22 protein-coding genes are annotated in these 22,932 nt (G+C 63.2%); 11 read left to right on the top strand and 11 right to left on the bottom strand.

The window, feature by feature from the left end:
* The first annotated feature begins 71 nt into the window (after positions 1 to 71).
* The 6 genes from adk to BJQ17_RS21270 all read left to right on the top strand — a co-directional run bounded on the left by adk (position 72) and on the right by BJQ17_RS21270 (position 4,511).
* Positions 72 to 722, top strand: coding sequence for an adenylate kinase (adk, locus tag BJQ17_RS21295; RefSeq protein ID WP_003252229.1), 651 nt, complete (start codon positions 72 to 74; stop codon positions 720 to 722).
* Positions 723 to 993: 271 nt separating this feature from the next.
* On the top strand, positions 994 to 1,668 hold the full coding sequence (gene tsaB / locus BJQ17_RS21290; RefSeq protein WP_003252230.1) for a tRNA (adenosine(37)-N6)-threonylcarbamoyltransferase complex dimerization subunit type 1 TsaB: 675 nt from the start codon (positions 994 to 996) through the stop codon (positions 1,666 to 1,668).
* Between the two features lie 131 nt (positions 1,669 to 1,799).
* The gene (locus tag BJQ17_RS21285; protein WP_003252232.1) at positions 1,800 to 2,090 is read left to right on the top strand and encodes a hypothetical protein; all 291 of its coding nucleotides are present in this window, start codon (positions 1,800 to 1,802) and stop codon (positions 2,088 to 2,090) included.
* A 3-nt stretch (positions 2,091 to 2,093) separates the two neighbouring features.
* Positions 2,094 to 2,963 carry a DUF72 domain-containing protein gene (locus BJQ17_RS21280; RefSeq protein WP_014754297.1) on the top strand — a complete coding sequence of 290 codons (870 nt, stop codon included), beginning with the start codon at positions 2,094 to 2,096 and terminating at the stop codon, positions 2,961 to 2,963.
* Between the two features lie 28 nt (positions 2,964 to 2,991).
* Positions 2,992 to 3,822, top strand: coding sequence for an oxaloacetate decarboxylase (locus tag BJQ17_RS21275; protein WP_070096592.1), 831 nt, complete (start codon positions 2,992 to 2,994; stop codon positions 3,820 to 3,822).
* Complete coding sequence (locus BJQ17_RS21270; RefSeq protein ID WP_070096591.1) at positions 3,822 to 4,511, top strand: extensin family protein; 690 nt, start codon at positions 3,822 to 3,824, stop codon at positions 4,509 to 4,511. Before BJQ17_RS21275 ends, BJQ17_RS21270 begins: the two co-directional genes overlap by 1 nt.
* Before the next feature lie 2 nt (positions 4,512 to 4,513).
* Here BJQ17_RS21270 and BJQ17_RS21265 read toward each other — a convergent pair whose 3' ends face one another.
* Complete coding sequence (locus BJQ17_RS21265) at positions 4,514 to 5,134, bottom strand: energy transducer TonB (RefSeq protein ID WP_070096590.1); 621 nt, start codon at positions 5,132 to 5,134, stop codon at positions 4,514 to 4,516.
* Between the two features lie 104 nt (positions 5,135 to 5,238).
* Between BJQ17_RS21265 and BJQ17_RS21260 the strand changes: the two genes are divergently transcribed.
* On the top strand, positions 5,239 to 6,015 hold the full coding sequence (locus BJQ17_RS21260) for a class I SAM-dependent methyltransferase (protein ID WP_003252240.1): 777 nt from the start codon (positions 5,239 to 5,241) through the stop codon (positions 6,013 to 6,015).
* Between the two features lie 60 nt (positions 6,016 to 6,075).
* Here the strand turns inward: BJQ17_RS21260 and BJQ17_RS31300 are convergent, their stop codons facing one another.
* The 3 genes from BJQ17_RS31300 to BJQ17_RS21255 form a co-directional block, all read right to left on the bottom strand.
* A complete protein-coding gene (locus BJQ17_RS31300) occupies positions 6,076 to 6,516 on the bottom strand; it encodes a hypothetical protein (protein ID WP_139139802.1) in 441 nt (146 codons plus the stop codon).
* 29 nt (positions 6,517 to 6,545) lie between these two features.
* Positions 6,546 to 6,953: a hypothetical protein gene (locus BJQ17_RS31295; protein ID WP_139139801.1), complete on the bottom strand. Its 408-nt coding sequence runs from the start codon at positions 6,951 to 6,953 to the stop codon at positions 6,546 to 6,548.
* Positions 6,954 to 7,239: 286 nt separating this feature from the next.
* The gene (locus BJQ17_RS21255; RefSeq protein ID WP_003252242.1) at positions 7,240 to 7,881 is read right to left on the bottom strand and encodes a TetR/AcrR family transcriptional regulator; all 642 of its coding nucleotides are present in this window, start codon (positions 7,879 to 7,881) and stop codon (positions 7,240 to 7,242) included.
* 275 nt (positions 7,882 to 8,156) lie between these two features.
* Between BJQ17_RS21255 and BJQ17_RS21250 the strand changes: the two genes are divergently transcribed.
* Both BJQ17_RS21250 and BJQ17_RS21245 read left to right on the top strand, forming a co-directional pair.
* The gene (locus BJQ17_RS21250) at positions 8,157 to 9,257 is read left to right on the top strand and encodes an efflux RND transporter periplasmic adaptor subunit (protein ID WP_003252243.1); all 1,101 of its coding nucleotides are present in this window, start codon (positions 8,157 to 8,159) and stop codon (positions 9,255 to 9,257) included.
* 6 nt (positions 9,258 to 9,263) lie between these two features.
* Positions 9,264 to 12,329: an efflux RND transporter permease subunit gene (locus BJQ17_RS21245; protein ID WP_047604490.1), complete on the top strand. Its 3,066-nt coding sequence runs from the start codon at positions 9,264 to 9,266 to the stop codon at positions 12,327 to 12,329.
* 312 nt (positions 12,330 to 12,641) lie between these two features.
* On the opposite strand, the gene BJQ17_RS21240 is transcribed toward BJQ17_RS21245, so the two are convergent.
* The 3 genes from BJQ17_RS21240 to plsB all read right to left on the bottom strand — a co-directional run bounded on the left by BJQ17_RS21240 (position 12,642) and on the right by plsB (position 16,323).
* Positions 12,642 to 13,328 (bottom strand): DUF4197 domain-containing protein, encoded by a 687-nt coding sequence (locus BJQ17_RS21240; RefSeq protein ID WP_003252248.1) that lies wholly within the window; start codon positions 13,326 to 13,328, stop codon positions 12,642 to 12,644.
* A 33-nt stretch (positions 13,329 to 13,361) separates the two neighbouring features.
* Positions 13,362 to 13,760, bottom strand: a complete 399-nt coding sequence (locus BJQ17_RS21235) for a YbaY family lipoprotein (RefSeq protein ID WP_003252249.1) — start codon at positions 13,758 to 13,760, stop codon at positions 13,362 to 13,364.
* 76 nt (positions 13,761 to 13,836) lie between these two features.
* Positions 13,837 to 16,323, bottom strand: a complete 2,487-nt coding sequence (gene plsB / locus BJQ17_RS21230) for a glycerol-3-phosphate 1-O-acyltransferase PlsB (protein WP_004574735.1) — start codon at positions 16,321 to 16,323, stop codon at positions 13,837 to 13,839.
* A 233-nt stretch (positions 16,324 to 16,556) separates the two neighbouring features.
* On the opposite strand from plsB, the gene BJQ17_RS21225 reads away from it, so the two are divergent.
* A complete protein-coding gene (locus tag BJQ17_RS21225; RefSeq protein WP_003252255.1) occupies positions 16,557 to 16,766 on the top strand; it encodes a cold-shock protein in 210 nt (69 codons plus the stop codon).
* A 122-nt stretch (positions 16,767 to 16,888) separates the two neighbouring features.
* Here BJQ17_RS21225 and BJQ17_RS21220 read toward each other — a convergent pair whose 3' ends face one another.
* From BJQ17_RS21220 to BJQ17_RS21205, 4 genes are all read right to left on the bottom strand, one after another.
* On the bottom strand, positions 16,889 to 17,266 hold the full coding sequence (locus tag BJQ17_RS21220; RefSeq protein ID WP_010952612.1) for a hypothetical protein: 378 nt from the start codon (positions 17,264 to 17,266) through the stop codon (positions 16,889 to 16,891).
* A 17-nt stretch (positions 17,267 to 17,283) separates the two neighbouring features.
* Entirely contained in the window at positions 17,284 to 18,096 is an 813-nt protein-coding gene (locus tag BJQ17_RS21215) for a putative RNA methyltransferase (protein ID WP_003252259.1), read from the bottom strand.
* Complete coding sequence (gene dapE / locus BJQ17_RS21210) at positions 18,096 to 19,247, bottom strand: succinyl-diaminopimelate desuccinylase (RefSeq protein WP_004574734.1); 1,152 nt, start codon at positions 19,245 to 19,247, stop codon at positions 18,096 to 18,098. Before dapE ends, BJQ17_RS21215 begins: the two co-directional genes overlap by 1 nt.
* 128 nt (positions 19,248 to 19,375) lie before the next feature.
* Complete coding sequence (locus tag BJQ17_RS21205) at positions 19,376 to 21,967, bottom strand: glycosyltransferase (RefSeq protein WP_070096589.1); 2,592 nt, start codon at positions 21,965 to 21,967, stop codon at positions 19,376 to 19,378.
* Between the two features lie 119 nt (positions 21,968 to 22,086).
* Here BJQ17_RS21205 and tcdA point away from each other — a divergent pair, with 119 nt between their 5' ends.
* Positions 22,087 to 22,896, top strand: coding sequence for a tRNA cyclic N6-threonylcarbamoyladenosine(37) synthase TcdA (gene tcdA / locus BJQ17_RS21200; RefSeq protein WP_003252264.1), 810 nt, complete (start codon positions 22,087 to 22,089; stop codon positions 22,894 to 22,896).
* Positions 22,897 to 22,932: the final 36 nt, after the last annotated feature.

The raw sequence follows: 22,932 nt of genomic DNA, 5'->3' as shown, positions 1-22,932 counted from the left end.
ACCCGATTATCCGGACTTGGCCCTGGTCGCCGAATCCATTGAATTTCATACAAAAATTTGAGGAGCACAAGATGCGCGTAATTCTGCTGGGAGCTCCCGGGGCCGGTAAAGGTACTCAGGCAAAGTTCATCACCGAAAAGTTCGGTATTCCACAGATCTCCACCGGTGACATGCTGCGTGCCGCCGTCAAGGCCGGCACCCCGCTGGGCCTGGAGCTGAAGAAAGTCATGGATGCCGGTCAGCTGGTCTCCGACGAGTTGATCATCAGCCTGGTGAAGGAGCGCATCGCTCAGCCTGATTGCGCCAACGGCTGCCTGTTCGACGGCTTCCCACGCACCATCCCGCAGGCCGAAGCCATGGTCGCTGCCGGTGTCGACATTGATGCCGTGGTCGAAATTGCCGTGGACGACGAAGAAATCGTCGGCCGCATGGCTGGCCGCCGCGTGCACCTGGCCTCGGGCCGTACCTACCACATTCAGTACAACCCGCCGAAAGTGGAAGGCAAGGACGACCAGACCGGTGAAGACCTGATCCAGCGTGACGACGACAAAGAAGAAACCGTTCGCCATCGCCTGTCGGTCTACCACAGCCAGACCAAGCCGCTGGTGGATTTCTACCAGAAGCTGTCGGCTGCCAATGGCGGCAAGCCGAAGTACAGCCACATCGAAGGTGTCGGCTCGGTTGAAGCCATCACCGCCAAGGTCCTGGCAGCCCTGAGCTGATCCGGCGCCTGACGCACCTCGACAACGGCCCGCTTCTGTGGGAGCGGCCTTGTGTCGCGAAAGGGCTGCAGAGCAGCCCCAGATAATGGTGTGATACCGCTGAAACCCTGGGGCCGCTTTGCGGCCCTTTTCGCGACGCAAGGTCGCTCCTCCAGGGCCAGTGCAGGCTTTGAAATCAGCGTGATGGGCCGCACAGCGGCCCCCTCGGGACACAACGCCGCTGCTGCTCTATACTGCCGCTCTTTTTCATTCGCATCTGGATACCCGTTCGATGACCACCCTGCTGGCCCTGGATACCGCCACCGAAGCCTGTTCCGTCGCGCTGCTGCATGACGGCAAGGTAACCAGCCATTACGAGGTGATCCCGCGCATGCATGCCCAGAAGCTGCTGCCGATGATCAAGCAACTGCTGGCCGACGCTGGCGTGGCACTGAATGCGCTGGATGCCATTGCCTTTGGCCGTGGCCCGGGCGCGTTCACCGGCGTGCGTATTGCCATCGGGGTTGTGCAAGGCCTGGCCTTCGCCCTCGAACGCCCAGTGCTGCCGGTGTCCAACCTGGCCGCTTTGGCCCAGGGTGCATTGCGCGAGCATGGCGTGCAGCAGGTGGCAGCTGCCATCGATGCGCGCATGGATGAAGTGTACTGGGGCTGCTACCAGGCCACGGCGGGCGAAATGCGCCTGGTCGGCCGTGAAGCCGTGTTGCCGCCCGAGCAGGTGGCGCTACCGGCAGGCAGCAATGGCGAGTGGTTCGGTGCCGGTACCGGATGGGGCTATGCCGAGCGCCTGGCGGTACAGGTGGCGGCTAGCAACCCGGGTGCCTTGCCCAACGCCCTGGACGTCCTCAGCCTGGCCACCTTTGCCTGGGCCCGTGGCGAGGCAATCGTCGCCGAGCAGGCGCAACCGGTTTATCTGCGCGATAATGTAGCCACGCCCAAGAAGCACTGAGTGCTGTTCGTCGATTATCGCCGAACACGCTAAAACCTTTTGCGCGATCTGTGGTCCAGTTATCACTCAAGCATTAGCGACGGAACTCTGATGCTGCTAAATTGCCATCATTGGTCCTGAGTGCTCATGCCATGCGTATCGACGGTTTCTCATCGCAGTCCTACCCGCTCAAGCGCCTCTCGCGCAAAGCAGCGGTGCGTGACGAGGCCATCGACGACGCCGAGGTGATCGAGGAGGCAGAAGCCGCCCCGCAGGAAGCCACCGCCCGCCGCCCTGGTGGTGGCCTGCCAGCCCGCCAGCAGGACATGGTTTTCCCTCGCGCCCGTGACCGCCGCACCGCCACCGCACTGGCCAGCTACCTGAGCACTGCAGGCTTTACTGACTGGGACATGGAAGTACTGGGGCTCGACCTGTACATTTGATGGATGAATCCCCTACCACTGCCTTACTTTCTCGGTTGCCCGTCGTGGAGCGAAAACGCCTGGCGCGACTACCTGTACCCCGCTGACGCCAACAGTAATCAAATGCTTGGCTTCTACAGCCAGGTATTCAACGCCGTCGAAGGCAACACCACGTTCTACGCACGTCCCGCTCCCGGCACCATTGCCCGCTGGGCGCAGGTCATGCCAGAGCACTTTCGCTTCACTGCCAAGTTTCCGCGGGATGTCAGCCATGAGGGCGACCTGCGTGACCAGCTTGAGCCTGCCTTCGATTTCACCCGGCTGATGGCCCCGCTGGGCCAGCGCGTATCACCCTACTGGCTGCAGTTGCCGGCCCAGTTCGGCCCGGCGCGGCTGGGTGAGCTTTGTCACTTCCTCGATCAGATTGCCGTGCCCGTGGCTGTGGAAGTGCGCAACCAGGCCTTTTTTGCCAAGGGTGAGGAAGAACGCCTGCTCAACCGCCTGCTGCACGAACGCGGTGTGGAGCGTATCTGCCTCGACCCGCGCGCGCTGTTCAGTTGCACCTCGCGCGACCCTGCCGTGCTGCATGCGCAGTCGAAGAAGCCCAAGGTGCCACCGCGGCCGGCAGCCTTCAGCCAGCACCCTCAGGTTCGCTTCATCGGCCATCCGGAACTGGAGGCCAACCACACCTTCCTCAGCCCTTGGGTAGAAAAAGTCGCCGCCTGGATCGAGGAAGGCCGCAATCCCTATATCTTCCTGCACACCTCGGACAATCGCCTGGCTGCGGCGCTGGCCCAGCGTTTCCATCAGCGCCTGATGGCACGCTTGCCGGGCCTGGCACCTTTGCCGGAATTGCCGCGCGCCCCTGAGGTCGAACAATTGGGGCTACTCTGACCTTTCCCTGACTGCCGGAGGTTGAACCATGGATGTGCAAACCCTGCGAGCTGAGGCCTTCAAGGCGTTACACGCGCGCGACGGCGCGTTCGTCATCCCCAACCCGTGGGATGCCGGCTCCGCCAAGTTGCTCGCCAGCCTGGGTTTCGAGGCGCTGGCTACCACCAGTGCAGGCCTGGCCTTCAGCCTTGGCCGGCCGGACGCCGAAGGCGCCTTGAGCCTGGACGATACGCTGGACAGTGCCGGCGAGATCGTCGATGCCACCGCGCTACCGGTGGCCGCCGATCTGGAAAACGGCTTTGGCGACTTGCCCGAAGACTGTGCCCAGACCATTCTGCGTGCCGCCGAAATTGGCCTGGTGGGCGGTTCCATCGAAGATGCCAGTGGCCGCAGTGATGCGCCCATCTATGACTTCGGGCTGGCTGTGGAGCGCGTGCGCGCTGCCGTACAGGCTGCGCGAAGCCTGCCATTCCCGTTCACCTTGTGCGCCCGTGCAGAAAACCTGCTGCACGGGCGCATGGACCTCGACGACACCATCCTGTGCCTGCAAGCCTATGCCGAAGCCGGTGCCGACGTGCTCTACGCCCCCGGGCTGCGCACCGTGGAGGAAATCCGTGCCGTGGTGCAGGCAGTCGCACCGCGCCCTGTGAATGTGCTGATGGGCATGGCGGGCGTGCCGCTGAGCGTCAACCAGTTGCAGGACCTGGGCGTGCGCCGCGTCAGCGTTGGCTCGTCGCTGGCCCGTGCTGCACTCGGGGCCTTCTACCGGGCCGCGCAGGAAATTCGCGATGAGGGCACGTTCGGCTACGGTGAGCAGGCAATGCCGTTTGCCCAACTGAACGACCTGTTCCGCCGCTGATGAGGGCATTGCTGGCGCTACTGGCCAGCCTGCTGACGGTGGCCGGCCTGGCCTGGCACTTCGGCTGGCGCCTGCCTCTCACATGGAACCCCTGGGCGCCGCTGGACGTACGCCAGCCGCCCAACCTGCTGACCCCCTACAAACTGTCGCGCCTGCGCGATGACCCAGCGCTGTGCCGGCAGGCGCTCGAAACCAGCCACCTGCGTTACCGGGCACAAGCCGACAGCCCGGCGTCGGCCAACTGCCCGCTGCAGAACGTATGGCGTATCGAGGGCGGCCTGGCGCGGTTGGGCAGCAGCTTTATGGCCAGTTGCCCGTTGGCGGTGGCCTATGCACTGTTCGAAAACCATGGGTTGCAGCCGGCGGCGCAGGAGGTATTTGGGCAACCGGTGACGCAGGTCGATCACCTGGGCAGCTTTGCCTGCCGCAATGTCTACCACCGTAAGCAGGGCCGTTTGAGCCAGCACGCCACGGCCAATGCCTTGGACATCAGCGGTTTCCGCCTGCAGGACGGCCAGCGGATCGTGCTGGCGCGTGACTGGCAGGCGGGTGGGCAGAAGGCCGAATTCCTGCGTCGGGTGCAGCGGGCGGCTTGCGAGAGCTTCAGCACGGTGCTGGGGCCGGACTACAACGCGGCTCACCACAATCACTTTCACCTGGACATGGGGCGCTGGCAGGTGTGCCGCTAGCCTCAGGCGTGAGCGCGCACGTTGTTCAGCACCACTGGGCGCGCCCAGTGGATGTCGAACGCCAGGTCATTCTGCTGCTTGGCCAGGGTGGGGTCGTCGAACGGTTCCGGGGCCGGGTCCAGCAGGTTGCGTTCCAGCTCGGCGATGGGCAGGAACAGCGACCGCGGCGTGGGGCCAGGGCCGGGTTCGGCGATCGGCTGACCCTGGCTCATCACCACCGGGCGCAGCCAGCTGTTGTTGATGTCGAGCTGACGCTGCTGCTCGATCAGTTCCATGGCGCTGAACGGCTCGGGGGCCGGCGGCAGCAGCTTGGCTTCAAGCTCGGCCTTGGGCAGAAACAACGGTTCGGGCGGCGCCACGATGGTGTCGTGCACCGGGCAGGCGCGCTGGGCGTCGATCAACGCCAGTGCACGGGCGCCGCCGATGGGTTCGCCGCTGTCCTGGTCGTACTGCACGAACGACTGGCTGATGCCGTCTACGGGCTCTTCCTGCTGCTCGGCCATCGCCCGGGCAAAGAAATCCTGCCACAGGTGGCTGACGCCCCCAAGTGCCTGGGTGTTGTGCTGACTGTAGTTGCCGACAGGCGACAAATAGGTCAAGCCGATGGGAAGAGTATCTGACATGGCAGTCGTGCGCGCTGTGCTCTGGCAGAATAGCGGGATATTGCCTGTATCGGCCGTGGCTGCCGATTCATTAAGGGCTTGGTTTGATTTTTCGGGTGTGAACGATGGAAGAGCAAGGCACGGGTATCAGGGTCGAGGCGATGACAGCTGAGTATGCGCAACAGGCCAGGGCGTGGGCTGAACGCCTGGGCCTGCCGCTGCAGGACGATACCGCCGCCTTCGCGGTGCAGGTGGGCGCCGACGGCTTGCAGATTCAGCAACTGGGCCCGCAGGCGCCTGGGCCGGTGCGTGTGGACTTCGTCGAAGGCCAGGCTGCGCATCGCCGCCAGTTTGGCGGTGGCAACGGGCAGATGATCGCCAAGGCTGTGGGGATTGCCCAAGGTATCCGGCCGCAGGTACTGGATGCCACGGCGGGGCTGGGCAAGGACGCGTTCGTGCTGGCCAGCCTTGGCTGCCAGATGACCCTGATCGAGCGCCAGCCGCTGATTGCCGCGCTGCTGGAGGACGGCCTGGCGCGGGCGCGGGCGGATGAAGAGGTGGGCCCGATTGTCGGGCGCATGCGCCTGCTGACCGGCAACGCCATCGAGCGCATGCGCGCCTGGGAAGGGGAGGCGCCGCAGGTGATCTACCTCGACCCGATGTTCCCGCACCGGGACAAGAGCGCCCTGGTGAAAAAGGAAATGCGCGTGTTCCGGCCTTTGGTCGGTGACGACCTGGATGCCCCGGCCCTGCTCGAAGCCGCCCTGGCGCTGGCCAGCCACCGTGTGGTGGTGAAGCGCCCACGCAAGGCACCGATCATCGATGGGCCGAAGCCCAGTCATAGCCTGGAAGGCAAGTCGAGCCGGTATGACATCTATCCGAAGAAGGCTTTGAAGGGATAGTGTTTATGCAGGGGGAATGTTGCACTGAGTTGATAAATAATTTCTTCTCAGTGCACGTATCTATGGTGTAGCACTGGGCTGCCTTATGGATGTAGGGGTGGTGGGTGGTAGATAGTAGCGCGTCTTACCCTTGTAAAATCCAACTGCCATTTTACTGAGCAGTTTCTGCGTAGCTAAATCGTCGGCATTTGCTTTTGCTGGTGCTTCGAATGCAGCACTTATTGAGGCGTTGGCTTCCCATATTTCCTTTTCAGTATATGCATTGGGGTTGGCGGATATCTCTTTGTCTGCTTCTTTCTGTATGTTCTCGATATGTTCTAAACGTTTTTTAGAGTCAGCCAGGTCTCTATCGGCTAGTTTTTTAAGTTCACGATATTTTCTTCTTCCGAAACTGTTTTCCTTGCTAAGCGGTTTCCCGCTGTTGCGTTGGGCCTCCATTCTGTTTAGTTTGGAATACAGCTGACTTCTGTGGATTCCTTTTAACATTTTTAAGGTTCGCATCAGAAAGTGACCCGAAGGATCGATATTGTTTATTGGCTCACTTTCACAGTATGCCCACCTTTTTCAAAGGGTGATAAGTTGTCTGGACTGAAAAAGCGCATCAACGCTGGATTGAAAACTCGGTAACCGCTTCCCAGCATGTAGCCGATCGCTGTGGGTAACCACCATTGCCCCGTAAATCGGGGTAGTGCCAGGCAACCTGCTGCCAAACTGTCTTGGCCATATGGACTATAAGCGATTGGGGTAAGGCTTTTGGACGCAATGCAGACGGTTGAGCCTTGCGCGTCGGTAGCCAATAAACGTGCTAGTGAATTTTGGCTGGATATTTCGCATAGATTTTGGCCGCTGCTGCTGATAACTGCACGGTGATAATCGTGAGTGCGCATCGTGGCAATGTTGCTGCCTTTATAAAAAAGCTTTAGCTTTTCTGATGTCATGGCGAATGTACTCATGCGCAAGGTTGATATAAGCATGCTGGATGAGTGGCGCATCGTATACTGGTAGAAATGCTAGGTATGATTATTGGTTCGACGGACCCTGTCTAGCGACAGCCCTAGTTGATTGGCTGTACCTGCTCCAAGGAGGAGTGGCCTTCTATCGTGACAGGGCTGCAAGACAGCCCCGGGATTCTAGCGATGTCGCGAGTATTGTCCGGCCCGCTTTGCGGCCCTATCGCGACACAAGGCCGCTCCAGGGGATTGCGCATGCCAGATGATAGTGTTTTCAGGGCTGGAACGCCCTCAAGAACACCCCCACCACCTCGCGCACATGCGCCTCGGCTTCATCGCCCTCTAGCGGCCCCGCACAACCCAGCAGCAAGCGGTAATCTGGCGCCCCCTTGACCAGGCAGAAGAAATGCTCCGCCGCCCTCAAGGGGTTGTCGATGCGCAGCAGCCCGCGCTCATGTGCCCCGCGCAGTAGCGCTTCCATGCCTGCGAGCACGCGCTTGGGCCCGGCTTCGTAGAAGTACTCGCCAAAACTCGGGTCCAGGCTGCCCTGGGCCATGATCAGGCGGCTGAGCTTGACCGCTTCGTCACTGCTGATAAGCGCCTGGAAGTTGCGGGCAATGGTCAGCAGCACGTCTTCCACCGGCACCCCCTCGGGATACTCGAACAGCAGGTCAGGCAACTGGATCTGGCAGGTGGCCATGACCGCCGAGCAGAACAGGGTCTGCTTGTCGGTGAAGTGGCTGTACACGGTAAGCTTTGAAACACCTGCCGCCGCAGCGACCGCATCCATGCTGGTGTTGGCGTAGCCAAGGCTGAGGAACAGCGCCTTGGCCGCTTCGAGAATCGCCTCGCGCTTGGCCAGGTCCTTGGGCCGGCCCGGGCCGATGGGTGCGTCGTTGGACATTGTGGTCTGCATCTGGTTGAAGGTTCACCATCTTAACGGGTCACGCGCCATCCGGCTAAAGCCAGGCTGCATTATCTGCTGTCTGCCAGTGGACAGTTGATTGACAAGAATGTCGTTGCGAAGGTGCCGTTGACCACCCACTGCGCACCCAGGCGCGAAACGCGGGGGGTAATGGGCTCAAACCGCACCCTCGAAAAACCCGCGCATACCCTTCCCGGCATCGTTGCGCTGATTTAATATACCAGCCAGTACAAATATTAAATGTGCACTCCGCGAAAGGATTCATCATGTTGCGCCATGCCTTGTCCATCGCTCTGCCCGCCGCCGCTGCCCTGCTTCTGGCGGCGTGTGGTCAGGAAGCCGCCCCACCCGCCGCGCCGCGCCCGGCGCTGGTGGTGCAGCCACAGCCTGCCGAAGCCGCTGCCGACAGTTACCCCGGCGAAGTGCGCGCGCGCTTCGAGCCGGAGCTGGCCTTCCGCATTGGCGGCAAGGTCAGCAAGCGACTGGTGGAGGAGGGGCAGCGGGTCAAGGCCGACCAGCCGCTGGCCGAGCTGGACCCGCAGGACGTGCGCCTGCAACTTGAAGCCAATCGCGCCCAGCTGGCGGCTGCCGAGGCCAATCTGGCATTGGTGCGCGCCGAGCGCGACCGCTACCAGAAGTTGCTGGAGCGGCAGATGGTCAGCCACTCCCAGTTCGACAACGCCGAAAACCTCTACCGCGCCGGCCTTGCCCGTCTGAAGCAGGCCAAGGCCGAGTTCGAGGTGGCGGGCAACCAGGCCGAATATGCCGTATTGCGTGCGCCGCAGGCCGGGGTGATTGCCAAGCGCCAGGTTGAAGTGGGCCAGGTGGTCGCCGCCGGGCAGACCGTGTTCACCCTTGCCGCCGATGGCGAGCGAGAAGTGGCCATCGGCTTGCCGGAGCAGCAGTTCGCCCGCTTCGCTGTGGGCCAACCGGTGAGCGTGGAGCTGTGGTCTAACCCGCAGGCGCGTTTTCAGGGGCGCATTCGCGAGCTGTCACCGGCCGCCGACCCGCGCTCGCGCACGTTCGCGGCGCGCATCGCCTTTACCACGGCCGCCGTACCGGCCGAGCTGGGCCAGAGCGCCCGGGTGTTCATCGCCAAGGATGGGCTGATCCCGCTGGCGGTACCGCTGTCTGCCGTGACTGCGGAAAACGGTCAGGCCTATGTCTGGCGGGTGAACAAGGAAAGCCGCCTGGAGCGGGCGACCGTGCGCCTGGGGGCTTATGGCAGCGACAGCGTGCCGGTGCTCGAAGGCCTGGACCCGGGTGACTGGGTGGTTGCCGCTGGTGGCCATGTACTGCGCGAGGGCCAGGAGGTACGCCCCGTGGACCGCAGCAACCGTGTAGTGAACCTGACGGCCAAGGAGTAAGTCCCGATGGGTTTCAACCTTTCTGCCTGGGCGCTGCGCAACCGCCAGATCGTCCTGTTCCTGATGATCCTGCTGGCCGTCATTGGCGCCATGTCGTACACCAAGCTTGGCCAGAGCGAGGATCCGCCATTCACCTTCAAGGCCATGGTCATCCGCACCCTGTGGCCAGGCGCCAGCGCTGAAGAAGTGTCGCGACAGGTGACCGAGCGCATCGAAAAGAAGCTGATGGAAACCGGTGAGTACGAGAGAATCGTCTCGTTCTCTCGCCCCGGCGAATCGCAGGTTACTTTCATGGCCCGTGACTCGCTGCACTCCAAGGACATCCCCGCGTTGTGGTACCAGATCCGCAAGAAGGTTGCGGACATTCGCCACACCTTGCCGCCGGAGATCCAGGGCCCGTTCTTCAACGACGAGTTCGGCACCACCTTCGGCAATATCTATGCGCTGACTGGCGAAGGCTTTGACTATGCGGTGCTCAAGGACTACGCCGACCGTATCCAGATCCAGCTGCAGCGGGTCAAGGATGTGGGCAAGGTCGAGCTGATCGGCCTGCAGGACGAGAAAGTCTGGATTGAGCTGTCCAACCTCAAGCTGGCCACCCTCGGCGTGCCCCTGGAAGCCGTGCAGAAGGCGTTGCAAGAACAGAACGCGGTGAGCACCGCCGGTTTCTTCGAGACGCCCAGCGAGCGCTTGCAACTGCGCGTGAGCGGGCGTTTCGACAGTGTCGAGCAGATCCGCCAGTTCCCCATTCGCGTGGGGGATCGCACCTTCCGGATTGGTGATGTCGCCGAGGTGCACCGTGGCTTCAACGACCCACCTGCACCGCGCATGCGCTTCATGGGCGAGGATGCCATTGGCCTGGCGGTGTCGATGAAAGACGGTGGCGACATCCTGGTACTGGGCAAGGCCTTGGAAGGCGAGTTCGAGCGCCTGGCGCATAACCTGCCTGCCGGCATGGCGCTGCGCAAGGTTTCGGATCAACCGGCGGCGGTGAAGGCCGGCGTGGGCGAGTTCGTGCAGGTGCTGGTCGAGGCGTTGGTCATTGTGCTGCTGGTGAGCTTCTTCTCGCTGGGCCTGCGCACTGGCCTGGTGGTGGCGCTGGCCATTCCGCTGGTGTTGGCCATGACCTTTGCCGCCATGCATTACTTCGGCATCGGCCTGCACAAGATTTCCCTTGGCGCGCTGGTGCTGGCCCTGGGCTTGCTGGTGGACGACGCGATCATTGCCGTGGAGATGATGGCGATCAAGATGGAGCAGGGCTATGACCGCCTCAAGGCAGCCAGCTATGCCTGGACGAGTACGGCCTTCCCGATGCTCACCGGGACGCTGATCACGGCAGCAGGCTTTCTGCCAATTGCCACCGCGGCCTCCAGCACCGGCGAATATACCCGGTCGATCTTCCAGGTGGTCACCATCGCTTTGCTGACCTCTTGGGTGGCGGCCGTGGTGTTTGTGCCTTACCTGGGCGAGCGCCTGCTACCCGACCTGGCCAAGCTGCATGCCGCGCGCCATGGCAAGGACGGCCATGCGCCCGACCCCTACGCCACCCCGTTCTACCAGCGCGTGCGACGGCTGGTGGAGTGGTGCGTACGGCGGCGCAAGACGGTAATCCTGCTGACCGTTGCCGCTTTTGTCGGCAGCCTCCTGCTGTTCCGCTTCGTACCCCAGCAGTTCTTCCCGGCCTCCGGGCGCCCGGAGCTGATGGTTGACCTGAAACTGGCCGAAGGCGCCTCGCTGGCCAATACCGCCGAGCGGGTCAAGCAGCTGGAGGCGCTGCTCAAGCAGCAGGACGGTATCGACAACTACGTGGCCTATGTGGGCACCGGCTCGCCGCGCTTCTACCTGCCGCTGGACCAGCAACTGCCGGCAGCCAGCTTTGCCCAGTTCGTGGTGCTGGCCAAGTCGATGGAAGACCGCGAACGCCTGCGCAGTTGGCTGATCAGCACGGTGGACCAGCAGTTCCCCGACCTGCGCGCCCGGGTCACGCGTCTGGAAAATGGCCCACCCGTGGGTTACCCGGTGCAGTTCCGGGTCACTGGCGAGCATATCGAGAAGGCCCGTGCACTGGCCCGTGAAGTGGCGGACAAGGTGCGCGAGAACCCGCATGTGGTGAACGTGCACCTGGACTGGGAGGAACCCAGCAAGGCGGTGTTCCTCGAAATCGACCAGGACCGCGCCCGTGCGCTGGGCGTGAGCACTTCGCACCTGGCGAGCTTCCTGCAAAGCTCGCTGATCGGTACCACGGTCAGCCAGTACCGCGAGGACAACGAACTGATCGAGATCCTGCTGCGCGGCACCCGGCAGGAACGCAGCGAGCTGGGCAACCTGGGTAGCCTGGCGTTGCCCACCGACAATGGCCAGAGCGTGGCGCTGTCGCAGGTGGCGACCCTGGAGTACGGCTTTGAAGAAGGCATTATCTGGCACCGCAACCGCTTGCCGACGGTGACCGTGCGTGCCGATATCTACGACCAGGAGCAGCCGGCGACGCTGGTGAAGCAGATTCTGCCGACCCTGCAGGACATCCGCGCCAAGCTGCCCGATGGCTACCTGCTGGAGGTGGGCGGCACGGTGGAGGACTCCGAACGGGGGCAGAAATCGGTGAATGCCGGCATGCCACTGTTCATCGTGGTGGTCCTGAGCTTGCTGATGATCCAGCTGCGCAGTTTCTCGCGCACGGTGATGGTGTTCCTCACCGCGCCGCTGGGGCTGATCGGTGTGACCCTGTTCCTGCTGGTGTTCCGCCAGCCGTTCGGCTTTGTCGCCATGCTCGGCACCATTGCCCTGGCGGGGATGATCATGCGCAACTCGGTGATCCTGGTGGATCAGATCGAGCAGGACATCGCAGCGGGGATGGAGCGCTGGCAGGCGATCATCGAGGCTACGGTGCGGCGCTTCCGGCCGATCGTGCTGACCGCGCTGGCGGCGGTGCTGGCCATGATCCCGTTGTCGCGTAGTGTGTTCTATGGACCGATGGCGGTGGCGATCATGGGCGGGTTGATCGTGGCCACGGTGCTAACACTGCTGTTCCTGCCGGCGTTGTATGCGGCGTGGTTCAGGGTGAAGAAGGGCTGAAGACCGCTGGGGGAGGGCTTGGCCCTCCCTTCGCGGGTAAACCCGCTCCTACGACGGCCTGTGTCCAACCCCGCCGCCGTGTAGGAGCGGGTTTACCCGCGAATACGGTGGCGGCAGCAACGGTGAGCGGCTGGTGAAAATTGGCCAGCAGGCCCGGCCCTTTCGCGGGTGAACCCGCTCCTACAGAGGACCGCGCAGGCTTTTCGATCAGTGTAGGAGCGGGTTTACCCGCGAATACGGTAGCGGCAGCAACGGTGAACGGCTGGTGAAAATTGGCCAGCAGGCCCGGCCCTTTCGCGGGTGAACCCGCTCCTACAGCGCGCCGAAGACCTTCTTGGCCAGGCTGGTAGCCGCAGCTGCCGGGTTCTGGCGAATGCTCTGCTCCTGTTTGCCGATCATCTCGAACAAACCATCCAACGCCTTCTCGGTCACGTAGTTCTCGATATTGGCGTCATCCTTGACCAGCCCCAGGCCTTTGGCCTGGGCGGCGAAGGCATTGTACTGCTGGGCCACGCCAACCTTGTCGGTGGCCTGCTTGACGATTGGCAGGAACTTGGCGCGGATCTGCTCGCGGCTGCTTTTGTTCAGGTACTGGGTGGCCGAGTCGTCACCGCCGCTGAGGATGCCTTTGGCGTCGGTCACACTCATGTTCTTCACGGCATCCACCAGAATCGCCTGGGCCTGCGGCACGGCGGCCTCGGCGGCTTTGTTCATGCTGGTTTCCAGGGCTTCGACCTGTTCACCCTTGCCGAACATTTTCATCGCCTTGGCGGCTTTGCCCAGGTTGCCTGGCAGCTCGATGCGCACGTCCGGGTTGTTGCTGAAGCCGCCTGGGGTGCTCAGTTGCTTGACGGCCAGCTGCGCACCTTGGGTCAGGGCATCTTTCAGGCCGCCGGTGGCGTCTTTCTGGCTGAGGTCGCCCAGCGACAGGGCCAGGGCACTGGCCGACAGCAGCAGGCCGGCGCACAGGGTGGTGAAGCGCAGGGAAGTGCGGATCATGAAGCTTTCCTTGTAAACGGATGAGTGCGGGTATCAGCGAACCTGATCTACCTTGATGCGTACCGATTGCGGGTCACTGCCATCAAGCGCGACACCGTGGTGTTCGGTATTGATGAACAGCAACTTGCCATTCAGCTCGATGCGCGCGCTCACCGCATAGCGGTGGCCAGGCTTGACCTGCGCGGGGTCATAGGTGAGATGGAACGGCAGCGGCACGTTGCCTTTGACCGGGCCGGCCTGGCGCGCCAGGGTCACGGCAGGGGCGTCCATCAGCGACACATCCTGCAGTTCCACGCTCAGGGTGGCGGCAGGCGGCAGGGCAATGCGCTGCAGGTAGAAGACTTCACCGTCCAGGCTGGCCTGGTTGGGTGGGGTTTGGCTGGAGCAGGCTGCAAGCAGGGATGCGCAACACAGCATAAAGAGCTTTTTCATGGAATCTCCGGTGTCCTTGGAGCTGGCTTGTGGCCAACCCCACGGACTTTAGCGGATTTTGCCGACCGATGAACCGTTAGAGGGTCGAAGTTTCCAACCCGTCGTCACGGTGCAGGGCCACTTGGCGGATCGACAGGCGCAGCTCGGCCGACAGCACTCGCTTGGCCACGCCCTCGGCCAGCTCGCCGAGTTTGTCGTGATAACCCAGCTTGCCTTGCGCATCGGCGTGCAGCACCCCTTGCTGGAGCAGGGTCTGGATGAAGTGGCGAAACAGCGTCTTGTCGAAGAACTCCGGTGCGTTCAGGCCATGCAGGATCGACAGGCGCTGGGCCATCATCACGCACAGGTCTTCCAGCGCTTCGGCGCTCAGGCTGTTCTGCCCGCTGTTGATCAGCAGCGAGGTGGCCATGTAGAAGCGCTGCAGGGTCTGGGTGATGGTGCGGGCGAGCAGGGTCAGCAACACGAACTGCCGCGAGCTGGGCGCCGGGCGCACGTACAGGTCGTTGTCCTGGCGCAGCAGGCCCTGTTCCACCAGCGCGACCAGCCATTGGTCGATGACCTCGTCCAGCTGTTCTGGCGTCCAGCGCAGGAACAGTTCGGCCTGTAGGTAGGGGTAAAGCGCGTGCACATACTGGCCCAGCAGTTCACGGCTCATGCGTGAACTGCTGAGGAAGAAGCTGGCCAGCAGCGCCGGCAGGGCGAAGATGTGCAGCACGTTGTTGCGGTAGTAGGTCATCAGCACCGCGTTGCCTTCATCCAGGTAGAGGATGCGGCCCAGGGCGTCCTTCTGCTCGGCCACCAGGTTCATGCTGCGCACATGTTCGATCAGTGCCTGGCCGTCGCCCTCGGGCAGGGTGGTGTGCGGCGAGTAGGGCACTTGGCGCAGCAGCGCCAGGTACAGGTCGAGAACGCGGGTCAGGGCGCGCTCGTCCAGGGCAAGGCGGCTGGTGGACAGCAGTGCCAGGGCCACCAGGTTGACCGGGTTGATGGCCGCCGCCTCGTTGAGGTGGCGGGCCACGGTTTCTCCCAGGCGGGCGGTGGCGGCGTTGAGCCAGTCCGGCCGGTACTGCGGACCGTGATCCTGTTCACGCCAGCCGGGCTGCTGCTGGTCGAGGAAGCCAGCCAGGCGGATGGGTTCGCCGAAGTTGACGTAGACCTGGCCAAAGCGCTGCTTGAGTGCGCCGAACACCTTGAAGATGTCCAGCACCGACTCCTTCTTCTTGCTGGCGCCGCGCAGTTCGCCCAGGTAGGTACGGCCTTCAAGCACGCGCTCGTAGCCGATGTACACCGGCACGAACACGATTGGCGTACGCGACGAACGCAGGAAGCTGCGCAGGGTAATGGCCAGCATCCCGGTACGCGGCTGCAACATGCGCCCGGTGCGCGAGCGACCGCCTTCGACGAAGTACTCGACCGGGAAGCCCTTGGTGTACAGGGTGTGCAGGTACTCGTTGAACACTGCCGTGTAAAGCGGGTTGCCCTTGAACGTGCGGCGCATGAAGAAGGCGCCACCACGGCGTAGCAGGTTGCCCACCACCGGCATGTTGAGGTTGATGCCCGCAGCCACGTGCGGCGGGGTGAGGCCGTTGCGGAACAGCAGGTACGACAGCAGCAGGTAGTCGATGTGGCTGCGGTGGCACGGCACGTAGATCACTTCATGGCCAGGGGCGATGCCCTGCACCTGTTCGATGTGGTTGACCTTGATGCCGTCGTAGATCTTGTTCCAGAACCAGCTGAGCACCACTTCGAGGAAGCGGATGGCGGTATAGGTGTAGTCCGAGGCTATCTCGTTGCCATAGCGCAGTGCCTGGGCCTCGGCTTTGGCCAGCGGCAGGTTCTCGCGCTGCGCTTCGTCGGCAATCGCCTGGCGCACTTGCGGGGCATGGACCAGGCCTTTGACCAGGGTGCGTCGGTGCGAGATGTCCGGGCCGATGACGGCAGTCTTGAGGTTGCGAAAGTGCACGCGCATCAGGCGCTGGGCCATGCGCACGGTGCGCTCGTGGCCTTTGTTGTGCTGCACCAGTTCGCGCAGGTGGATTGGCGCGGAGAACTGTACCCGGGTCTTGCGCCCCAGGATCAGTACGGTCAGCAGCCGGCGCAGGCGCCCGGTTACCGCCCAGCTGTCGGCGAACAGCAGCTTCCAGGGGCTGGACTCGCTGGCCGGGGTCTGGCCCCAGAACACGCTGACAGGAATGATCTGCGCATCTTCTTCGGCATGCTGGCTGACGGCAGCCACCAGGCGCTCGAGCGTGGGCGGGGCGCCGCTTTTGTCCTGGCGGCCGAGCCAGTCCGGGTCGGGGGTCAGGTAGAAGAACGCGGCGGGTTCCTGCAGTGGGCCCACGGCTACCGGCAGCACCGGGCGCGGCAGCCCCGCCTTGGTGCACTCGTGGTCGAGCACGGCCAGGTCGGTGAGCGCGGGCGAGGGCAACGCATAGAACACCGGCCGGCTGCGGTCGAGGTTGAGGGTCATGGAAGACTGGTTGATGGTCTCGGAGCGCACCCACAGGTACAACAGGCGACGCAGGCCGCCGAATATCAGGCGGTGCAGGGGGGAACGGGTCATGGGGTGTGTGCCCTGGGTGTGATGTTCAGGTGAGTATTCTGCTATTTAGTCTGCCGTATCGGCGTAAGTTCAGCAAAATTCGGCCAACGACGGGACCGTCATCAATTTTTTTTGTTCTGTGTCATATACTCGGCCTGCCACTTGCAGGATATTTCGGCAAGCGGCGTTGGCACGGGGCAGGTGACCTCATGCCTGCAAGGCGATCTTCACAATAAAAATCCGGAGTAGTTCAGATGTCGTCTCGTGAGACTGGGAATGTAAAGTGGTTCAACGATGCCAAGGGTTATGGCTTCATTCAGCGCGAAGGTGGTGCGGATGTGTTCGTCCACTATCGGGCGATTCGCGGTGAGGGGCATCGTACCCTGGTCGAAGGGCAGCGGGTGGAGTACGCCTGCGTGCAGGGCCAGAAAGGCCTGCAAGCCGAAGACGTAGTGGGCCTCTGAGCCTCTGGTTTCAAGCCGTAGGAGCGGGCTTGCCCGCGAAGCAGCCACCACGGTGGCTGCCACGGGCGTGGCCCGTGTTCGCGGGTAAGCCCGCTGCTACAGAAACGAGCAAGCCTGCCGTTTCATGATGTACGCCAGGTGATTTCCTCTTCACCGTCGGCGCTGATGCGGACCCAGCGGTCAGCATCTTCTTCCCCGTCTTCCTCGACCCAGCCACCCGGCGCACAGCGCACTTCCACACCCAGCGCGGCAAATGCGGCGCGGGCGCAGGCAACGTCATCCGCCCACGGCGTCTGGTCGCTTTCCAGGTACAGGCTGTTCCATTTCCCTACAGCCTTGGGTAACCAAGTGACCGGAATGTTACCGGCCTGGCATTTGAAGGTATGGCCTTTCTGCTTCCACTCGGTGCACGGGCCGATTGCCTGGGCGAGCCACTCGGCAATCTGCTTGTGGTCGACGTCGGCGTCCTTCAGGTAGATCTCGATATCAGGTTGACGCATAAGGGCTCCGGGTGTGCTCAGTCTTGGCGCACGAAATAGTCATAACGCATGGAAACCGTGACCTCGAACGGCTCGGGCTGGTCGATCACCCGGGCACGTTTTTCGGCGCTGGCGCGCCAGCCGTGTGGGGTCATGGCCAGCAGGTCGGCGCGGGCCTTGGGCGCGGCCAGGCTCAGGCGGAACTCGAGGGTTTCGCTGTGGGCGTGGGCCATGCCTTCAGGGACCAGGGCCAGGTGCTTGTCGTCGGCGTAAGGGCGTACTTCATCGTAGAGCACTTCACGCAGTTCCATCAGGTGGCCGCTGGTGGGGCCGACCCGCATCAGGCCGCCGCCGGGGCTGAGCAAGCGCTTGGCCTCGGCCCAGTCCAGCGGGCTGAAAACGCTGGCGATGAACTGGCAGCTGGCGTCGGTCAGCGGCACGCGGGCCATGCTGGCGACCATCCAGGTGACCGCCGGTGCTCGGCGGCAGGCGCGCTTGACCGCTTCGCGGGAGATGTCCAGCGCATAGCCGTCGGCGGCCGGCAAGGCCTGGGCGATCTGTGCGGTGTAGTAACCCTCGCCGCAGCCGATGTCCAGCCAGGCGCCAGGCTGGCGCTCGGCGGCCAGCTCGGCCAGGCGGCGGGCGACTGGCGCGTAATGGCCGGCGTCGAGAAAGTCGCGGCGTGCCTCGACCATCGCCTGGTTGTCACCGGGGTCGCGGCTGTTCTTGTGCTGCACCGGCAGCAGGTTCAGGTAACCCTGGCGGGCGCGGTCGAAGCGGTGGCCGGCCGGGCACACCACACCATTATCGAGCCGGCTCAGCGGCGCCTGGCAAAGCGGGCAGGCAAGCATCAGGCGAGCAACCGGACCAGGGTCTGGTAGTAGATTTCGGTCAGCAGATCGAGGTCGCTGGCCAGGATCCGCTCGTCAACCTGGTGGATGGTGGCGTTGACCGGGCCGAGTTCGACCACCTGGGTGCCCATGGTTGCGATGAAACGGCCATCGGAGGTACCGCCGCTGGTGGAGGGCTGGGTATCGCGACCGGTGACGCCCTTGATGCTGGCCGCCACGGCGTCGAGCAGCTCGCCTGGTTCGGTCAGGAACGGCAGGCCCGACAGTGCCCAGTCGACCGACCAGTCCAGTTCATGCTTGTCGAGAATCGCCGACACTCGGGCCTGCAGGCCTTCGACGGTGGACTCGGTAGAGAAGCGGAAGTTGAACAGCGCGGTCAGCTCGCCCGGGACCACGTTGGTGGCGCCGGTGCCGGAATTGAGGTTGGAAATCTGGAAGCTGGTGGGTGGAAAGAACGCATTGCCTTCGTCCCAATGCTCGGCAGCCAGCTCCGCCAGGGCCGGGGCGGCCAGGTGGATCGGGTTGCGCGCCAGGTGCGGGTAGGCCACATGGCCCTGTTTGCCGCGTATGGTCAGCTTGGCGCCCAGCGAACCACGGCGACCGTTCTTGACCACGTCACCCAGCAAGGTGGTGCTGGACGGTTCGCCGACGATGCACCAGTCCAGGCGCTCGTTGCGCGCTTTCAGGCGCTCGACCACCGCCTTGGTGCCGTGGTGAGCCGGGCCTTCCTCGTCGCTGGTGATCAGAAACGCGACCTTGCCGCGGTGGTTCGGGTAGTCCTGCACGAAGCGCTCGCTGGCGATGACCATGGACGCCAGGCTGCCCTTCATGTCGGCGGCGCCACGGCCACAGAGCATGCCGTCGGCGTCGATCAGTGCCTCGAAGGGTTCATGCTGCCATTGCTGGACCGGGCCGGTAGGCACCACGTCGGTGTGGCCGGCAAAACACAGTACCGGGCCGTCCTGGCTGCCGTGGGTGGCCCAGAAGTTGTCGACGTCTTCAATGCGCATCGGCTCCAGCTGGAAACCGACGGCGCCCAGACGGTTCATCATCTGCGCCTGGCAATCGGCGTCGACGGGGGTGACCGAGGGGCGACGGATCAGGTCGCAGGCCAGTTGAAGGGTAGGCGAGAGCTCGGCAGGGGCCGTCATGGGGGACTCCGGGGCAAGGCAAGGCGGGGAAATCTGAGGGGCGTTATCTTATATCAAATGGTTTCGGGCAGCACGGCCCATTCGCGGGCGTGCCCGCGAATGGGCTGCACAGGTCAGCCCAGGCAACTTCAAGCCTGCTGCGCTTCGGCAGCCTTTTCTGCGGGCTTGGGCAGCGACGACAGGAACGCCATCACCAGCGCTGCTACATAAGGCAACGACTGCACCAGCAACATCGCCACCCAGAAGCGCATGTCCGAACTCGGCAGCCCCTGCACCAGGTAGATACCCAACGCCGCGCCCCACAGCAGCAACATGATGAACAGCTCTTCCCTCGCTTCGGAAATCGCCACCAGCAACCCATGGCTGTCAGCGTTCTTCGGCGTGCGGAAGAACGGCATGCTGCTGGTGAAGAAACCATACAGTACCGCCTTGGCGATGGTGTGCGACAGTGCCAGCCCGGCCAGCGCAGCTGCGAAGGCATCCTTGAGGTTCACCCCCACCGCTCGGCGGTACAGGAAGATGATCTTGCCGACCTTGAAGAAGAACAGCGCCAGCGGCGGGATGGCGAAGATCATCAGGGGCGGATCGACCCGATGCGGCACGATGATCATCGCCGCCGACCACAACAGCGCGCCGATGGTGAAGAAGATGTTCATGCCATCGGCGATCCACGGTAGCCAGCCTGCCAGGAAGTGGTAGCGCTGGCCACGGGTCAGCTGGCTGCCTTTGCCACGCAGCAGCGCGCCGGCGTGGTGCTTGATGATCTGGATGGCGCCATAGGCCCAGCGGAAGCGTTGTTTCTTGAAGTCGATGAAGGTGTCGGGCATCAGGCCCTTGCCGTAGCTGTTGTGGGCGTAGGCGGCGGACAGGCCTTTCTCGAACACGCGTAGGCCCAGTTCGGCGTCCTCGCAGATGCACCACTCGGCCCAGCCCAGTTCTTCCAGCACACTGCGCCGGGTCATGGTCATGGTGCCGTGCTGGATGATCGCGTCACGGTCGTTGCGGGTAACCATACCGATGTGGAAGAAGCCTTTGTATTCGCTGTAGCACAGCTTCTTGAAGGCGCTTTCGTGCTGGTCACGGTAATCCTGCGGTGACTGCACCACGGCAATTTTCGGGTCGGCGAAGTGCGGCACCATGTGCTTGAGCCAGTTGCGGTCGACGCAGTAGTCCGAGTCGATCACCGCGATCACTTCGGCGTCCTTTGCCGTGTGCGGGATCAGGTAATTCAGCGCGCCACCCTTGAAGCCGGCCAGCGGCGCGACGTGGAAGAACTTGAAGCGCTCGCCAAGCTTTTCGCAGTGGGCCTTGAGCGGCTCCCACACGGCCGGGTCCTTGGTGTTGTTGTCGATCACCAGCACTTCGTAGTCGGGGTAGTCCAGGGCGGCCAGGGCGTCCAGGGTCTGTTTCACCATCTCAGGTGGCTCGTTGTAGCACGGCACATGCACCGACACCTTGGGCCGGTAGGCACTGTCGGCCTGCACGGGCAGGAACTCGCGGCGGCGCTTGTGTATCCAGACCGCCTCGGCCAGTTCGTGGGCCTCGGTGAGCAGCACGATAAACACGCCCAGCGCGCCGAGGGCCAGCAGCACGCCCACGGTCAGGCTGAACCAGGTGCTGTATTGCTGGCTGTAGTCGTAGGCGATCCACACCAGCACCGACCCGCATAGGAAAGTGATGAACGTCAGGAAGGTACGGCCACGCTGGCGCAGGGCCGAGCCATCGATGAACAGCACCATCAGGGCGATCATTGCCAGCACCACCGACGCCACTGCCAGGGCCCGCCACTGCGGGATCGCCACCACGGGGCCGTCGAAGTTGAACTTCTGCTGGCGCTCGGCGTTGTAGACACCCCAGTAGGCGCCTACCGAACCTTCGTCGCTGGCCTTCCAGGGTTGGTCATAGGCTTCAATGACAAAGTAGTTGTAGCCACGGCGGTTGAGGGTATTGACCAAGGTGCGCAAGTAGATGGCCTGGTCGGCCTGTGTGGCATCGGCACCACCGCGCATGCGGCCGTTGCTCGGCCAGCCGACTTCCGACAGCAGCAGCGGTTTGCGCGGGAACTGGTGCTTCAGTTCACGGGCGCGGTCGAGGACGAACTCGACCGAATCCTTCATCGGCACGAACTCCCAGTAGGGCAGGATGTGCGCGGCAATCAGGTCGACGTGCCTGGCCAGCTCAGGATGTTCCTTCCAGATGTGCCATTGTTCACTGGTGGTCACGGGCACCTTCACGGCTGCGCGTACCCGGTCCAGATATTTGATCAGGTTTTCCGGTGTGATCTCTTCACGGAACAGCGCTTCGTTGCCGACCACCACCCGCACCACGCTGCGCGACGTGTTGGCCAGCTGGATGGCCGTGGCGATTTCGCGCTCGTTGCGCTCCAGGTCCGGGCTGATCCATATCCCCAGCGTCACCCGCAGGCCGAACTCCTCGGCCAGGCGCGGTATGTCAGCCTGGGTGCCTTCCACGGTATAGATACGGATGCTGTCGGTCAGTTTGCTCAGTTGCTCCAGGTCCTGGCGCATTTCGTCGTCGGTGGGGTACTGACCCTTCTGTGGGCTTTCGCCCAGGCGGAACGGCGAATACGAAAAGCCAGAGATCTGTTCTGGCCAGGCGGGGGCGGAGACCGGGCGGTTGATCAGTGCCCAGAACCCGGTGAACAGTGCGGCGATGGCCAGCACCACTACCAGGTTCAGGCCGAATTTACGTGAAGACATCGTCGTCCATTCATGTGGAAGTGATAGGACATTAAAGCAGGGTTGGCAGTCTCTTTCCTAACGATGCAGGCCAAGGGTTCACTGGCATATAATGCGCGCCGGTTTTTTGGGGTATGAACATGAGCACAGAAGATCCACGCTTTGCCGGCGTTGCCCGGCTGTATGGCGACCAGGGGCTGCAACGTCTGGGCCAGGCCCATGTGGCTGTGGTCGGTATTGGCGGGGTGGGCTCGTGGGTAGCCGAAGCCCTGGCACGCAGCGGCGTGGGCGAGATTACCCTGTTCGACCTGGACGATGTCTGCGTCAGCAACACCAACCGCCAGGCCCATGCGCTGGAAGGGCAGGTGGGGCGGCCCAAGGTCGAGGTCATGGCCGAGCGCCTGCGGGCGATCAACCCAGGGTGTACGGTGCATGCGGTGGCCGACTTCGTCACCCGCGAGACCATGGCCGAGTACATCACCGAGCACCTTGACTGCGTGATCGACTGCATCGACAGCGTCATGGCCAAGGCGGCGCTGATCGCCTGGTGTCGGCGGCGCAAGATTGCCATTGTCACTACCGGTGGCGCGGGTGGGCAGATTGACCCGACGCAGATCCAGATCGCCGACCTGAACAAGACCTTCAACGACCCGTTGGCTTCACGGGTGCGTTCCACCCTGCGCCGCGACTACAACTTCTCGCGTAATGTCAGCCGTAACTATGGCGTGCCGTGCGTGTTCTCCAGTGAACAGCTGCGTTACCCCAAGGGTGATGGCAGTGTTTGCCTGCAGAAAAGCTTTGTCGGTGAAGGCGTGCGGCTGGATTGCTCGGGTGGCTTTGGCGCGGTGATGATGGTGACTGCGACCTTTGGCATGGTAGCGGCGAGCAAGGCGATAGAAAAACTGGTGGCTGGAGCGCGCCGGCCGTCGGAACGGGTCAAGCCTGAATAGACCGCGTGGGCGTCTTCGCGGGCCCGCCCGCTACAG

Source organism: Pseudomonas sp. NBRC 111139, assembly GCF_001753955.1.
Taxonomy (GTDB): Bacteria; Pseudomonadota; Gammaproteobacteria; order Pseudomonadales; family Pseudomonadaceae; genus Aquipseudomonas; species Aquipseudomonas alloputida.
Note: the sequence above shows the minus strand (reverse complement) of the source record. Positions and strands in the feature narration are given on the sequence as shown.

Coding starts and splice junctions, on each gene's coding strand:
- tsaB (WP_003252230.1), top strand. CDS start 994: ATGACCACCCTGCTGGCCCTGGATACCGCCACCGAAGCCTGTTCCGTC.
- BJQ17_RS21215 (WP_003252259.1), bottom strand. CDS start 18,096: ATGCTTGCCTGCCCGCTTTGCCAGGCGCCGCTGAGCCGGCTCGATAAT.
- BJQ17_RS21270 (WP_070096591.1), top strand. CDS start 3,822: ATGAGGGCATTGCTGGCGCTACTGGCCAGCCTGCTGACGGTGGCCGGC.
- plsB (WP_004574735.1), bottom strand. CDS start 16,323: ATGACCCGTTCCCCCCTGCACCGCCTGATATTCGGCGGCCTGCGTCGC.
- BJQ17_RS21255 (WP_003252242.1), bottom strand. CDS start 7,881: ATGCAGACCACAATGTCCAACGACGCACCCATCGGCCCGGGCCGGCCC.
- BJQ17_RS21205 (WP_070096589.1), bottom strand. CDS start 21,967: ATGTCTTCACGTAAATTCGGCCTGAACCTGGTAGTGGTGCTGGCCATC.
- BJQ17_RS21275 (WP_070096592.1), top strand. CDS start 2,992: ATGGATGTGCAAACCCTGCGAGCTGAGGCCTTCAAGGCGTTACACGCG.
- BJQ17_RS21220 (WP_010952612.1), bottom strand. CDS start 17,266: ATGCGTCAACCTGATATCGAGATCTACCTGAAGGACGCCGACGTCGAC.
- BJQ17_RS31300 (WP_139139802.1), bottom strand. CDS start 6,516: ATGCGAACCTTAAAAATGTTAAAAGGAATCCACAGAAGTCAGCTGTAT.
- BJQ17_RS21240 (WP_003252248.1), bottom strand. CDS start 13,328: ATGATCCGCACTTCCCTGCGCTTCACCACCCTGTGCGCCGGCCTGCTG.
- adk (WP_003252229.1), top strand. CDS start 72: ATGCGCGTAATTCTGCTGGGAGCTCCCGGGGCCGGTAAAGGTACTCAG.
- BJQ17_RS21285 (WP_003252232.1), top strand. CDS start 1,800: ATGCGTATCGACGGTTTCTCATCGCAGTCCTACCCGCTCAAGCGCCTC.
- tcdA (WP_003252264.1), top strand. CDS start 22,087: ATGAGCACAGAAGATCCACGCTTTGCCGGCGTTGCCCGGCTGTATGGC.
- BJQ17_RS21245 (WP_047604490.1), top strand. CDS start 9,264: ATGGGTTTCAACCTTTCTGCCTGGGCGCTGCGCAACCGCCAGATCGTC.
- BJQ17_RS21265 (WP_070096590.1), bottom strand. CDS start 5,134: ATGTCAGATACTCTTCCCATCGGCTTGACCTATTTGTCGCCTGTCGGC.
- dapE (WP_004574734.1), bottom strand. CDS start 19,247: ATGACGGCCCCTGCCGAGCTCTCGCCTACCCTTCAACTGGCCTGCGAC.
- BJQ17_RS21225 (WP_003252255.1), top strand. CDS start 16,557: ATGTCGTCTCGTGAGACTGGGAATGTAAAGTGGTTCAACGATGCCAAG.
- BJQ17_RS31295 (WP_139139801.1), bottom strand. CDS start 6,953: ATGACATCAGAAAAGCTAAAGCTTTTTTATAAAGGCAGCAACATTGCC.
- BJQ17_RS21260 (WP_003252240.1), top strand. CDS start 5,239: ATGGAAGAGCAAGGCACGGGTATCAGGGTCGAGGCGATGACAGCTGAG.
- BJQ17_RS21280 (WP_014754297.1), top strand. CDS start 2,094: ATGAATCCCCTACCACTGCCTTACTTTCTCGGTTGCCCGTCGTGGAGC.
- BJQ17_RS21235 (WP_003252249.1), bottom strand. CDS start 13,760: ATGAAAAAGCTCTTTATGCTGTGTTGCGCATCCCTGCTTGCAGCCTGC.
- BJQ17_RS21250 (WP_003252243.1), top strand. CDS start 8,157: ATGTTGCGCCATGCCTTGTCCATCGCTCTGCCCGCCGCCGCTGCCCTG.